The sequence below is a fragment of the Buttiauxella sp. WJP83 genome, from assembly GCF_027594725.1.
Classification (GTDB): Bacteria; Pseudomonadota; Gammaproteobacteria; order Enterobacterales; family Enterobacteriaceae; genus Buttiauxella; species Buttiauxella selenatireducens.
Genome location: NZ_CP110080.1, coordinates 2,587,873 through 2,601,789 on the forward strand (window position 1 = coordinate 2,587,873; position 13,917 = coordinate 2,601,789).

The following is a 13,917-nucleotide window of genomic DNA, read 5'->3' on the forward strand; positions in this document are numbered from 1 at the left end:
CAGAAGACTTCAAAAGCGTATTAAGGACCCATTTTGAGCCGTACAACCCTCGTCGACACCGCAGAGGCAGAAGATGTTGACGACAGAATTTCACTCCAGCCTGCCACTTATATTAAACGGGGTTCGCCTCAGTTCATGCGCGTCACCCTGGCGCTATTTTCTGCAGGACTCGCAACCTTTGCGCTGCTTTATTGTGTGCAACCCATCTTGCCGGTTCTGTCTCATGAGTTTGGCGTTTCCCCCGCCAACAGTAGCGTTTCCCTTTCGGTTTCTACCGCCATGCTGGCGATTGGGCTGCTGTTTACCGGGCCACTTTCTGATGCCATTGGCCGTAAACCCGTGATGGTGACCGCGTTATTGCTCGCTTCAAGCTGCACATTGCTCTCCACCATGATGACCAGTTGGCAGGGTATACTGGTGATGCGCGCCTTAATTGGATTATCGCTAAGCGGGGTTGCCGCCGTCGGCATGACCTATCTGAGTGAAGAAATTCACCCAAGCGTCGTGGCCTTTTCGATGGGGTTGTATATCAGTGGTAACGCGATTGGCGGCATGAGTGGCCGTCTGTTAAGTGGGGTCCTGACCGATTTCTTTAACTGGCGTATTGCGGTCGCCGCCATCGGCTGTTTCGCCCTGGCCTCGGCCCTCATGTTCTGGAAAATACTGCCTGAATCCCGACACTTCCGCCCTTCTTCCCTGCGCCCTAAAACCCTGTTTATTAATTTCCGTCTGCACTGGCGTGACCCGGGATTGCCGCTGTTATTCGCTCAGGGCTTTTTATTGATGGGCGCGTTTGTCACTCTGTTCAATTACATTGGTTACCGCTTGATGCAAGGGCCATGGTATTTGAGCCAGGCGGTAGTCGGCTTACTGTCAGTGGTGTATTTAATTGGAACCTGGAGTTCACCCAAAGCCGGCGCGATGGCCGCAAAATTTGGTCGTGGCCCTGTCATGATCTTTTCTACCGCCGTGATGCTGCTCGGTTTGGTATTAACCGTGCTCTCACCCCTTGCGATTATTTTCATCGGGATGCTGCTTTTTTCTGCCGGATTCTTCGCCGCGCATTCAGTCGCCAGTGGCTGGATTGGCCCGCGTGCGAAACGCGCAAAAGGGCAAGCCTCATCACTCTATTTGTTTAGCTATTACCTGGGCTCAAGCCTTGCCGGGACGTTTGGTGGAATATTCTGGCACCAGTTCGGATGGACCGGTGTGGCAAGTTTTATCGGCTCTCTTTTGGTCATCTCATTGTTAGTGGGGACGCGTTTGCATCATCGCGCACATTAACTCTGCCACAGCCTCGTTTTCGGGATGGCTTTTTGCTATTTTCGCTTGCGTACATCATCTCTTCACGAGGCTCTATGGAAAAGCAAAACTACAATCACCTCACCCGCACCTTCCAGCGTCTTTCCCGTTTTGGACACCTCTCAGCCATCGCTGGCTGGGATATGTTCACCAATATGCCGCCTAATGGCAGCACAGCTCGCGGTGAAGCCCTGGCTGAACTTAGCGTTTTGCAACACCAAATCCTGACCGATAAAAAAATCGCCACGCTGTTACAAGCTGCGGTTCAGGAAGACCTTAACGATGTTGAACGCGCCAACCTGCGTGAAATGACCCGCCAATATCAAGAAGCCATTTTGCTGCCAGCTTCACTGGTAGAAGAGAAATCGCTGGTGGGTACGCGCTGTGAGCATGGCTGGCGGACACAACGCCCCGCCAACGACTGGCAAGGGTTTGCTGCCAATCTGAAAGAGGTGGTTCGCGTTTCCCGTGAAGAGGCAACACTTCGCGCCGATGCCAAAGGAAAATCCCGCTACGACGCACTGTTAGATATTTACGAGCCGGGCATGAGCAGCGCCAAACTCGATGTGTTATTCGGTGATTTACGCAGTTGGTTGCCTGAATTACTGCAAAAAGTGGTCGATAAGCAGGCGAAAGAATCTGTCATAACACCGGCAGGCCCGTTCGCTACCCATGACCAACGCGAGCTAGGTCTGGAAACCATGAAGTTGCTGGGCTTTGACTTTAACGGCGGCAGACTGGATGTCAGCGCTCATCCCTTCTGCGGCGGCGTGCCAGAGGATGTGCGTATTACCACGCGCTACGACGAATCCGACCTGGTTAGCGCACTGTTTGGCGTTATCCACGAAACAGGCCACGCTCGCTATGAACAAAACCTGCCGCGTGAATGGCTCGGCCAGCCGGTCGCCTTAGCGCGTTCGACGGCTATCCACGAATCCCAGAGCCTGTTTTTCGAGATGCAATTGGGTCGCAGCAAAGAGTTCCTGAAGCTGCTATTACCGATGGTGACGGCGCGTTTCGGCAAACAACCTGCGTTTGAAACATCGAACTTTATTGCTGTGAACCAACGCGTAGAACGTGGATTTATTCGTGTTGACGCCGATGAAGTCAGCTATCCGGCCCACGTCGTTTTGCGCTACGAAATTGAGCGGGCGCTGATTGATGGCGATATCGAGGTTGAGGATATCCCTGCACTTTGGGATGAGAAAATGCAGCACTGGCTGGGGCTGTCTACCAAAGACAACTTCCGCAACGGCTGTATGCAAGATATTCACTGGACGGATGGTGCGTTTGGTTACTTCCCATCGTACACACTGGGTGCGATGTATGCCGCGCAACTGTTCAATGCCGCCAAACTCGCATTGCCGCAGCTCGAAGCAGATATTGCCGAGGGTAACTTCAGCGCACTTTTCGACTGGTTACGTCAGAATATCTGGCAGCACGGTAGCCGGTTCACCACCTCAGAACTGATCACCAACGCGACAGGTGAGGACCTTAACCCGCTCTATTTCCGCAAACATTTAGAAGCTCGATATTTGTAATCACCTTAACTACCCAAAATAGTTCGAGTGGTAGAAAGCCGGCAAGCACGTGGACCCCAGGAGCATAGATAACTATGTGACTGGGGCAGCCCGCGCATCAACAACTTGAAGTATGACGGGGGGGTTGTACAAACCGTTACACGCCGATACCAATCACTCACTGAAGCCCTTGATCCACATGTTTATAGTTCATCTCAACGGCCCCGCTGGGGTTTAAACATAAACAAATTCGAGGATGTCGAGATGAATAAAGTATTAGCTCTGGTAGTTGCCGCTGCAATGGGTCTGTCCTCTGCCGCTTTCGCTGCTGAAACAACTGCAACTCCAGCACCTGTTGCAACCTCTTCTGCTGCTAAAGCTCCTACTGCAAAAACCACTCATCACAAAAAACACAAAAAAGCAGCCACCGAGCAAAAAGCTCAAGCCGCTAAAAAACACAAAAAAGAAGTGAAGAAAACTGAAGCAGCAAAACCTGCTCAGGTTGAACAAAAAGCGCAGGCAGCTAAAAAGCACCACAAAAAACCTGTAGCTAAAGCCGATGCGGCTAAACCTGCTGCGCAAAAAGCCCAGGCAGCCAAAAAACACCACAAAAAACCTGTAGCAAAAACTGAAGCTGCAAAACCAGCCGCTCAGCCAGCTGCATAAGTTGTTACCCGTGAGCATTCGCGTAGCAGCTAACGCCGCCTGAAGAATCACGGGTCTATCGGGGCAACCCCGAAAGCATAGCCACACTAAAAACACCCGGTTCGCCGGGTGTTTACTTCCGGAGTCTGGATGATGTTGCGACGCTATAGTTTTGAAATCATCCTCACGCTGCTCATCCTTTGCGGCATTATTACGCTAAGCTTCTGGCTGTAATGACTTTTTACTCCCACTTTCTGTGCGACCCGTCTATAGTTAATCCATTCGCTGGGTTTGTATAAAAATCAAAATTAATCGCCCCATCAGAGAGTGATATGCGCAAAAAAGTTGTGATGCTGTTAGGAGTGTTGTGTTTTTTACCTGCCCTTTCCCACGCTGATGGCGAGAGCGCAGCTGACGTCAAAACGCTGTTTTTTGGTAAGGATGACCGCACGCGAGTTACCGATCCTGCAAGTTCTCCGTGGGATGCCATTGGCCAGCTTGAGACTGCCAGTGGTAATTTGTGCACCGCAACCTTAATCTCCCCCCACCTCGCATTGACCGCCGGGCATTGCTTGTTGCAACCGCCGCGCGGAACACCTGACAAAGCTATCGCTTTGCGGTTTGTCTCGCATAAGGGAACGTGGCGCTACGAAATTCATGGCATTGAAGGACGAGTGGAATCAACGCTTGGACGTCGTCTGAAACCTGATGGTGAGGGATGGATTGTCCCGCCGGGTGCGGCTCCCCATGATTTTGGTCTGATTGTGTTGCACAACCCACCATCCGGTATCACGCCGCTGCCACTGTTTGAAGGCGACCGCGATGCGCTCACCGAAGCACTCAAAAACCAGAATCGAAAAGTCACGCAATCAGGTTATCCGGAAGATCATCTTGACGACCTTTATACCCATAACGATTGCCTGATTACGGGCTGGGCGCAGAAAACCGTACTTTCACATCAGTGCGATACTTTGCCTGGGGACAGCGGCTCACCGTTAATGCTGAAAACAGAAAATGGGTGGCAATTAATTGCCGTACAAAGTTCGGCACCTGCGGCGAAAGATCGCTATCGAGCAGATAATCGCGCCATTTCGGTGACCGGTTTTCGCGATCAGTTACAGAAATTAGCCAATCAATAATCAAACCGCCCGGTCTTCGCGCCGGGCGGTTTTTCTTTTACGCCAGTTTGATGAGTACCATCCCTGTGAGCAGTAACACCAGGCCTATACAGCCTTTACTGTTGAGCCGTTGGCCAAACAAAATCCAACCGGCCGCCACGGTTGCAATAATGCCAAACCCGCCCCACAGCGCATACGCGACCGACAATTCAATACCTTTAACCGCCTGTGACAGCGCGCTGAAGGCCGCCAGTACCGCACAAAGGGATAGCACGCCATAACCAAAACGGCGGAAACCATCAGAGTGTTTCAGGAAAATGTTAGCTAAAATTTCCAGCACGATAGCCGCCAGCAGCCACAATGCGTGTACCCATTCAAACGACGACATGTTGACCATCCTTTATGGGTTTTAAGACCTTCTCTTTTTTCGTGGCCGTGCCTGATTTAATCAGCGCGATCCCGACCACCAGCGTAGTGAGCCCCATAATTTTCATCAATGAGATGGACTCATCAAACAGCAGAACGCTGAATAAGGTTATAAATAAAATACCGATACCTTCCCACATGGCATAGGCCACCCCGAGGGCGATTTTTTTAACCGAAAATGATAATAAAATATAAGACAACGTAATCATTAACAGCATGAAAATATAACCCATGTTGTCATCGCTTACGCTTGACCATTTCATAGATAAAGTGCCGGTAATTTCCGCAACAATGGCAAGTGCCAATAAAATCCAATAGATCATGATTTCTCTCCTGAGAAAGTAAATAGCCATACCACAGCTAAAATCGCGCTAAAAATATGCAGCGATAAAATAAAAAAGCTATACGACGGGATAAAACAGGAGAGAGATCTAAAGCGCGTTGCGCCAGTGTTGCTCACCGGAAAGAGAAAAAGCAGAAGAAAAAGAGGGTGTTTGACGGATTTCTAATGTTTTGAACAGCTTGTTAGTAAGCATAATGTCCATAGTTTTCACAACTTATCCGCGTTGTTGCTTCTCATCAGTTGCGGATAGTAAATTGTCCTCAGCAGTTATACATAAGTAATTTGTACCATAACCAGGAATGTTCTTGCCTTCCCCTTTTCAATTCTTTACGAATATTTCCACAAAAAATAACGGTGTATTACTGAGTTGCGCCCCCGTATTATACCGTTAATTAAGGAATGAATAATTTCGCTGGAGATAATCAATAGTGGCAAAACCCATTATTACGTTAAGTGGATTAAAACTCGTCATCATGTTGGGGATGTTAGTGATAATCCTGGTAGGGATAAAGGTGGCGGCGGATATCATCATTCCGTTTATTTTATCGCTGTTTATTGCCATCGTTCTCAACCCGATGATACGCCGCCTGGAACGGATGCATGTCCCGCGAGTGCTGGCGATTACCATGGTTATTTCAGTGATTATCTTCTTCGTTGTACTGCTGCTTGCTTATCTTGGCACCACGCTCAATGAGCTGACCCGGACACTGCCGCAATATCGCGCATCCTTTATTTCTCCACTCCAGGCCATGGACCCCTGGCTGCAACGAGCCGGGATCACGGTATCGGTGGACGAACTGTTCAAGTATATCGATCCCAATGCCGCTATGACGTTAGCCACAAGCCTGATCACTCAGCTTTCCAACGCGATGTCTTCAATCTTTTTATTGCTGCTAACCGTGGTATTTATGCTAATTGAAGTGCCGCAATTACCGATAAAACTTCATCAATTGATGTCTCGCCCAGAGGTCGGCATGGGGGCGATTCAACGAGCACTGGACAGCGTAAGTCGTTATCTGGTGCTGAAAACGGCGATAAGCCTGGTCACCGGTCTGGTGGTCTGGATGATGTTGGCCATGCTTGATGTGCGTTTTGCTTTCGTCTGGGCGCTGCTCGCCTTCTCGCTCAATTACATTCCCAACATCGGTTCAGTACTGGCAGCCATTCCCCCTGTCGCGCAAGTGTTGGTGTTTAGTGGTTTGTATGAGGCATTGCTGGTGGTTGCCGGTTATCTGGCTATCAACCTGGTGTTCGGTAATATCATTGAGCCACGCATGATGGGCCGAGGTTTAGGATTATCCACTCTGGTGGTGTTCTTATCGTTGATATTCTGGGGTTGGCTTTTGGGGCCGGTGGGTATGCTGCTATCGGTTCCGCTCACTATTGCCGTGAAAATTGCTCTTGAGCAAAATGAAGGCGGCAAAAGTATTGCTGTGCTGCTCAGTGATGTGACTAAAAGCTAAACTGCCAGAGCCGTTTACCAACGGTGAGCGGCTCTGGCGTCTGTTTACAGGGTATAACCCGGTTTTTTGGCAAGCGTATCAAGAGCCGGAGCGATCTCTTTATCGTAAACATCCTCTTTCCAACGGTCTTTCTGGATAGGGGTTAACGCAACAGATAATGATTCATCTGTTGAATTGAAATGCTTCTTGAGTACGGCACAAATATCAGCAGCCAGCGCTTCTTTTTGCTCGTCAGTCAGTTCACGCGGAAAGTGTTTTACAGTGATATGTGGCACAGCGGTTCTCCCCTTTATTGGAAATAACATACTTACGTTAAGCATCCGTTTGTTGCAACAGCTATGGCAGATTAATCGCCGCAAATTCAGCCTGGCTGAAACCGTAGCGCGGGTCATTGACGCTCAGACCGAATTTATCCTGAAGCAACTGATATAACTCCGCTGCGTCGTCTATGGTTCGCGGCTGCCCGTCGTTAAATTGTCGATCGTTTTGCGTCAACGTAGTGCCATCGGCATTTTTCAAACACATCATTAAATGATGATAGAAATGCGACTGAGGCCAGGTCGAAACATAATGGTTGGCGACTTCGAAGTCTGATGCGTACTGAGGCTGTAAATCAAATCGATACAACGGCAGCCATTCATCCTGTTGTTGAATACTCAGCAGATAGTCATCATCGATTTGCGTCAACCGATAATCACCAAAGTCGGTGTTCTGCACCACATCTGGCTCGAGGCGCAGCGCAGACGTCAGCGTTTTGCCACCAAAACCCACATCCGCCAGATAGCGTTGCGTGTTTAGGGTGATAAGTAACAAGCGATGCGTGCGAGGCGGCATCTCGGTGGGTTGTGCGATCAACACTCGGGCACCCAGGTCTTCAACCACAAAACCGATATGCTCAAGCGCCGCACGCAACAAAGCATTTTGCTCGTAGCAGTATCCTCCCCGCCCTGCGACCACGAGTTTTTCAAAAACGGCGTCGATATCTAAGCGAATTTCACGTCTTAGTAGCACATCTATATTTTCAAATGGTATCGCGCACGTATGCAGAAGATGAATGCGTTGTAAGGTTTCGAGGTTCGGTTTTGCCTCGCCCTGGAAAGCGATGCGAGTGAAATACGCCTGAAGGTCAAAAGCCATGATCTCAATCTCTTAAAAATAGATGCATTCACTATAATGCGTTTTTTTGCCCGTAAATGATCGATAATGCCAAATACACTTCGGAAATGAACGCCACAAGGAAACCTGCCATGAAAACCAAATCGATGACGCTTTACGATGTGGCGAAACATGCCCATGTTTCCTATCAAACGGTCTCGCGCGTTATCAATCAGGCGGAACACGTTTCTGACAAAACCCGGCGTAAAGTCGAAGCTTCAATGCGGTCGCTCAATTACGTTCCCAACCGTGTCGCACAGCAACTGGCAGGGAAACTGAGCCAAAACATTGGTCTGGTGACCAGTAATTTGTCGCTGCATGCACCGTCGCAAATCGCCTCAGCCATTAAGACTCAGGCCAGCAAACTTCACTTTAACGTGATGATGTCGATGATTGAGCAGCCTGATATAGAAGCCTGTAAAAATGCGGTCAACAGTTTGCTGTCTCAGCGCGTTGACGGCTTGATTATCAACATTCCGTTGGAAGATGAGCAGGCACAAACTCTCACCGAAATGTGCGGCCATGTTCCGGTATTATTCCTGGATGTCTCGCCCGCACTGAATAGTGACAGCATTACTTTTGATGCGACAGCCGGTACGCATCTGGCGATTGAGCATCTGGTTGCGCAAGGTCATCAGCGTATCGCGTTACTGAACGGGCCGCTCACTTCCGTCTCTGCCCGCCTACGCCTTGAGGGTTGGCAACAGGCGCTGGCGCAACACCAGTTGCATGCCGCGGCGCAATTACAGGGGGACTGGAGTTCGCAATCGGGTTATCTCCAGACGCTTGCGCTGCTCGGCCAGGGGGGGAAATTCACCGCACTATTGGTCGCCAATGATCAAATGGCGTTAGGGGCTTTACGCGCGCTGAATGAATCGGGCTTATCCGTGCCAGGACACGTTTCGGTCATTGGCTATGATGACACTGAAGATAGCGCCTGCTTTATTCCACCGCTCACCACCATCAAACAGGACTTTAAAGCGCTGGGCAGTGCGAGCGTTGACCGTCTGCTTGAACAAATTCACTCGCCGAATCAACCGGTGCAAGCCTACGTACTTCCGGTCACGCTGATTGAGCGTAAAACCACTGCTGCCCCAAACGCCTTCACCGCATCACCACAAGCGCTGGCCGAGGCACTGACGGTGCTCGCCCGTCAGGTCGCACAGCTCAAATGATTTCTGTGAATCCCCTCACCTGAAACTGTTTTGTTGCTTTACATTGCAGCTCACAAAAACCATAGTGATTTAAATTGTGAGCGCATAGCAAAAACGTAAAGGAACCTTCAGCATGACATGTCTATCGGGTACAGTCGCCGCATCACTGGCAGCGATTCTTGGCCGACGCGACTGGGAAAACCCAGCGGTCACGCAATTCAACCGCCTGGCTGCTCATCCGCCGTTTGCCAGCTGGCGTGATGAACAAGCCGCACGTGACGGTCTGGCCTCACAGAGCCTGCTTAGCCTTAACGGTGACTGGCGGTTCAGTTATTTTACGCAACCCGAGAAGGTTCCAGAAACCTGGCTTGCTGCAGACTTACCTGATGCACAAACTTTACCCGTCCCTTCAAACTGGCAAATGCACGGTTTTGATGCCCCTATTTATACCAATGTCACCTACCCCATCCCCGTCACACCGCCGTATGTTCCAGAAGAAAACCCCACTGGTTGTTACTCGCTCACATTTAATGTCGAACCAGCATGGCTTGAGAACGGGCAAACACGGATTATTTTTGATGGCGTGAATTCTGCTTTCCATCTGTGGTGCAACGGCCACTGGATAGGCTACGGACAGGACAGCCGCCTGCCCTCTGAATTTGACCTCAGCAAAGTGCTCAATGCCGGGCAAAACCGCATCGCGGTGATGGTGCTGCGCTGGTGCGACGGCAGTTATCTCGAAGATCAGGATATGTGGCGGATGAGCGGGATTTTCCGCGATGTAACGCTGCTGCATAAACCCATGACTCAGTTGAGCGATGTGCGGATCTCAACACATCTTAATGAAGATTTTAGCCACGCCGTTGTTGAAACGCAGGTGGTGGTAAAAGGTGAAATCGACCCTGGATTGCAGGTTTGTGTGCAACTGTGGCGTGACCAACAGTGTGTAGGGGAAAAACAGCAGGCGCTCGGCAGTGAGATTATTGATGAACGTGGTGCATACAGTGACCGTACCACGATCAAAATCCCCGTCGCTAATCCACTGCTGTGGAGTGCCGAAGCACCTCATCTTTATCGCGCAGTGGTAATTTTGCGCGATGAGAAAGGTGTAACTATAGAAGCAGAAGCCTATGACGTCGGCTTGCGTAAAGTCGAAATTCATCAGGGATTGTTAAAATTAAACGGCAAACCGTTGCTGATCCGTGGCACCAATCGCCATGAGCATCACCCGCAAAATGGCCAGGTGATGGACGCAGAAACCATGCGGCAGGATATCTTGCTCATGAAGCAGCACAACTTTAATGCGGTGCGCTGCTCGCATTATCCAAATCATCCATTGTGGTATCGCCTGTGCGACCGTTATGGTCTGTATGTGGTGGATGAAGCGAACATAGAAACCCACGGTATGGTGCCGATGAATCGCCTGAGCGACGATCCGGTCTGGCTGCCGGCGATGACAGAGCGCGTGACCCGCATGGTACTGCGCGATATCAACCATCCCTCGATTATCATCTGGTCGCTCGGTAACGAGTCCGGCCATGGTGCTAACCATGATGCCCTTTATCGCTGGATAAAATCAGTCGATCCTTCACGCCCGGTGCAATATGAAGGTGGCGGTGCCAACACTGCCGCTACCGATATTATTTGCCCGATGTACGCACGCGTAGACCAGGATCAGCCCTTCCCGGCCGTACCAAAATGGTCAATAAAAAAGTGGATCGGCATGCCGGATGAAACGCGCCCACTTATTCTTTGCGAATACGCCCACGCAATGGGCAACAGCTTTGGCGGTTTCCATAAATATTGGCAAGCGTTCCGTCAGTACCCGCGTTTGCAGGGCGGTTTTGTCTGGGACTGGGTGGATCAATCTCTGGTCAAACTTGACGAGAACGGCGAACCTTTTTCGGCGTATGGCGGTGATTTTGGCGATAAGCCAAACGATCGTCAGTTCTGTATGAATGGCCTGGTGTTTGCTGACCGCACACCACATCCGGCGCTGTATGAGGCCCAGCAAGCGCAACAGTTTTTCCAGTTCGAGCTACACCATGAAACCCCATTGCGCCTCGAAATTACCAGCGAATATTTGTTCCGCCACAGTGATAACGAACGTTTGCTTTGGCACGTTTCGCAAGCGGGAACACGGCTCGCCGAAGGTGAAGTGCGGCTCGATATTACACCGCAGGGTAAACAGGTTATCGTTCTCGACTCACTTCCTGCCATTACTGAAAATGGCGACGTATGGCTGACCGTAAAAGTGCAGCAAATTAACGCCACAGACTGGTCTGAGGCTGGGCATATTTGCGCTTGGGACCAATGGCAGCTTGCGGACGTCCTTCTCGCAACGACACCACCCGTTGACGGCGAGTCCCCAACGCTTGAGGTCAGCCATTGTCATTTTGATATCCGCCATGGCCGCCATCATTGGCAATTCAATCGTGAAACCGGATTACTGAGCCAGTGGTGGAAAGCACAACAACCCACGCTGTTACAGCCGCTCCAGGATCAGTTCACCCGTGCTCCGTTAGATAACGATATCGGTGTCAGTGAAGTGACACGCATTGATCCCAACGCCTGGGTCGAACGCTGGAAAGCGGCGGGGTTGTACTCACTCGAGTCACAGCTGGAATTCTGTGAAGCTGAAGCCCTGGCAAATGAAGTTCAGGTACGTACGGTGCATAGTTGGCAGCACAACGGAAAATCGTTGTTTATCAGCCGTAAACTCTGGCGAGTCGATTGCATGGGCACCCTCCACGTCAGTGTGGATGTTGACGTTGCTTTTGGCACTCCTCCTCCTGCGCGTATCGGGCTTACCTGCCAGTTAGCGCAGGTTGCGGCACAAGTGAGCTGGCTGGGATTAGGCCCGCACGAGAACTATCCCGATCGTCAGCAATCGGCGCTGTTTGATTACTGGCAGCGCCCGCTTGAAGCGCTCTATACCCCTTATGTTTTCCCAACGGAAAACGGGCTGCGTTGTGAAACTCAAAGCCTGGAATATGGCGATCATCACTGGCAGGGTAAATTCCACTTCAACATCAGCCGCTTTAGCCAACAGCAACTGCGTGAGACCTCACATCGGCATTTACTCGTGGCGGAGCCTGGTACGTGGCTCAATCTGGATGGTTTCCACATGGGCGTAGGAGGAGATGACTCCTGGAGTCCCAGCGTATCGCCAGAATACTTACTCGATAAATCTCATTATCACTATGCGATAAGTTGGAAACGCGACTAACGCCGGAAACCCGGCGTCAACACGCCATGCTCGCGATGCCTACCCGTCCAGGATGCCTCCCAGCTCCTGGCGGTTTTTTTTGTCAACGTCACCACAATATGATGACCGCGCAATTCAACCAATGCCGGGGTAATGACAGTGATAGTCGCAGGTTTACCGTCGATATAAGCTGCTGCAAAATTCTCATCGACGCGAACCTCATGGTATCCCTTAAAGTTTAATGGGCCATCCGTGGCAATTCGTGCAGCGGTTTCTGAAGCCGAAGAAAATAAAGCCGCAGCCAAAATAACCCCCATTCCCATTTTTTGCCTTATTTATCGTACAAATAGCACGATACCATTAAGAATAATCTGCAACATAAATATACTGTCAGAATATAAAGTCAATCTCCCACATTAAATTAAAAGGCTATTCGTTTAGATTTAATTTAATAACCTCCCTTAGTTTACCTTTGTTAGTTAAATAACATTATCACTATTAACATATTTCACAAATTTACAATCTTTTACTGATCGGTCCACTGAACTCTAATGCAGCAAAGCTTAAATAGAGCTTAGTTTCATTGAAAACAAACAACAAAGAACATAGTTCTGATGATTTTTATTAAAACATCACTATTATTTCAATATCAAGATAGTAAATTACTATAAACCAGAATATTTGCCTTTCAACTGGTTGCACCAGTGATCAGAAAACCCACTCCGGGCTATGAGATACTTCCTGGTTAAAGCAATTCTCAAGCTCAGTTGATTTGTATCAATCAAAGACATAGAGCATGTTTACTCGAAGTTTTGGCATGCTATTTATTATGCCAGTCACAACAAATGTTATAATTACAACATCACGAGAAACATAATGAGTCACACTGACCCAAAGAAGAAAAAAAGAACGCCCATTGGGAAGTTTATGCTATGGCTGTTCTATTTATTCTGTATTTATGCTGTTTTCTGTTTATTTAAAGCAGGCGTAGCCTTTAGCCATATACACCCGGCACCAGAGCAGGAATTAGCCGTCAGAGCTGGTGAGTTTGCCGGGACATTAATCATTCTCATCTATCTCGGAATTATTGGTGGGATAATAGGCCTGTTGACCTGGTTAACTCGCGCGAAATAGCCTTTGCACAGTCAATACACAATGCTTTAATTCAGGAACACTGAAATGAAAAGATTTTTAAAATTTGCGACAATTGTTTTGCTGCCGACCATTTTCCTCGCAGGATGCGTTATCGCTGAACCGGCGGAATATGCGCACCATCATCGGGTGAAGAACCAAAGCCAGGATGCACAGGGCGTCCCTGAGTCCCAACAAAGTCAACAACTCGATGAAACCATCGACTGCAGCCTCCCTTTGCCAGTTGATGCGGTCAATTCACAAATTGATGCTTATGACCGTCAGTGTCTTTAACGTAAATTAGTTCCCCCCTCAAGCGACGGTCTGCACATTGGCAGCCGTCGGTCTTTAGCTCCTTATCTGTTAACAAAAAGACATTAGCGTCCTATCGCGTTTATGAGTAGGATTTAGCGCCCTTTTTGCCATGACGCTGAAATTAAAAAAAAGCCAGG

At 49.5% G+C, this 13,917-nt stretch carries 14 protein-coding genes; 9 read left to right on the forward strand and 5 right to left on the reverse strand.

The features are described 5' to 3' along the window. Positions 1–33: 33 nt before the first annotated feature. The 4 genes from OH773_RS11960 (at position 34) to OH773_RS11975 (ending at position 4,606) form a co-directional block, all read left to right on the forward strand. Positions 34–1,284, forward strand: coding sequence for an MFS transporter (locus tag OH773_RS11960; protein ID WP_270138923.1), 1,251 nt, complete (start codon positions 34–36; stop codon positions 1,282–1,284). 74 nt (positions 1,285–1,358) lie between these two features. Next, positions 1,359–2,843: a carboxypeptidase M32 gene (locus OH773_RS11965; protein WP_270138926.1), complete on the forward strand. Its 1,485-nt coding sequence runs from the start codon at positions 1,359–1,361 to the stop codon at positions 2,841–2,843. A gap of 243 nt (positions 2,844–3,086) precedes the next feature. Beyond that, complete coding sequence (gene asr, locus OH773_RS11970; protein ID WP_270138928.1) at positions 3,087–3,488, forward strand: acid resistance repetitive basic protein Asr; 402 nt, start codon at positions 3,087–3,089, stop codon at positions 3,486–3,488. A 311-nt stretch (positions 3,489–3,799) separates the two neighbouring features. Further along, positions 3,800–4,606, forward strand: coding sequence for a trypsin-like serine peptidase (locus OH773_RS11975; protein WP_270138930.1), 807 nt, complete (start codon positions 3,800–3,802; stop codon positions 4,604–4,606). Between the two features lie 37 nt (positions 4,607–4,643). Here OH773_RS11975 and mdtI read toward each other — a convergent pair whose 3' ends face one another. Then, positions 4,644–4,973 carry a multidrug/spermidine efflux SMR transporter subunit MdtI gene (gene mdtI, locus OH773_RS11980; protein ID WP_270138932.1) on the reverse strand — a complete coding sequence of 110 codons (330 nt, stop codon included), beginning with the start codon at positions 4,971–4,973 and terminating at the stop codon, positions 4,644–4,646. Next, complete coding sequence (gene mdtJ, locus OH773_RS11985; RefSeq protein WP_270145839.1) at positions 4,960–5,337, reverse strand: multidrug/spermidine efflux SMR transporter subunit MdtJ; 378 nt, start codon at positions 5,335–5,337, stop codon at positions 4,960–4,962. Before mdtJ ends, mdtI begins: the two co-directional genes overlap by 14 nt. 445 nt (positions 5,338–5,782) lie before the next feature. Between mdtJ and OH773_RS11990 the strand changes: the two genes are divergently transcribed. Continuing rightward, a complete protein-coding gene (locus OH773_RS11990) occupies positions 5,783–6,817 on the forward strand; it encodes an AI-2E family transporter (protein WP_270138934.1) in 1,035 nt (344 codons plus the stop codon). A 44-nt stretch (positions 6,818–6,861) separates the two neighbouring features. On the opposite strand, the gene pptA is transcribed toward OH773_RS11990, so the two are convergent. Further along, positions 6,862–7,092, reverse strand: coding sequence for a tautomerase PptA (pptA, locus tag OH773_RS11995; RefSeq protein WP_064547288.1), 231 nt, complete (start codon positions 7,090–7,092; stop codon positions 6,862–6,864). 61 nt (positions 7,093–7,153) lie between these two features. After that, positions 7,154–7,954, reverse strand: coding sequence for an arylamine N-acetyltransferase family protein (locus OH773_RS12000; RefSeq protein ID WP_270138939.1), 801 nt, complete (start codon positions 7,952–7,954; stop codon positions 7,154–7,156). 110 nt (positions 7,955–8,064) lie between these two features. On the opposite strand from OH773_RS12000, the gene OH773_RS12005 reads away from it, so the two are divergent. Together OH773_RS12005 and OH773_RS12010 are read left to right on the forward strand one after the other, a co-directional pair. Next, on the forward strand, positions 8,065–9,147 hold the full coding sequence (locus tag OH773_RS12005; RefSeq protein WP_270138941.1) for a LacI family DNA-binding transcriptional regulator: 1,083 nt from the start codon (positions 8,065–8,067) through the stop codon (positions 9,145–9,147). Between the two features lie 112 nt (positions 9,148–9,259). Next, on the forward strand, positions 9,260–12,355 hold the full coding sequence (locus tag OH773_RS12010) for a beta-galactosidase (RefSeq protein WP_270138943.1): 3,096 nt from the start codon (positions 9,260–9,262) through the stop codon (positions 12,353–12,355). On the opposite strand, the gene OH773_RS12015 is transcribed toward OH773_RS12010, so the two are convergent. Then, entirely contained in the window at positions 12,352–12,651 is a 300-nt protein-coding gene (locus OH773_RS12015) for a hypothetical protein (protein WP_270138946.1), read from the reverse strand. The two genes, OH773_RS12010 and OH773_RS12015, sit on opposite strands and share 4 nt — an antisense overlap. Positions 12,652–13,210: 559 nt before the next feature. On the opposite strand from OH773_RS12015, the gene drpB reads away from it, so the two are divergent. After that, the gene (gene drpB / locus OH773_RS12020; protein ID WP_270138948.1) at positions 13,211–13,468 is read left to right on the forward strand and encodes a cell division protein DrpB; all 258 of its coding nucleotides are present in this window, start codon (positions 13,211–13,213) and stop codon (positions 13,466–13,468) included. A 45-nt stretch (positions 13,469–13,513) separates the two neighbouring features. Next, on the forward strand, positions 13,514–13,759 hold the full coding sequence (locus tag OH773_RS12025) for a hypothetical protein (RefSeq protein ID WP_270138950.1): 246 nt from the start codon (positions 13,514–13,516) through the stop codon (positions 13,757–13,759). Positions 13,760–13,917 lie beyond the last annotated feature (158 nt).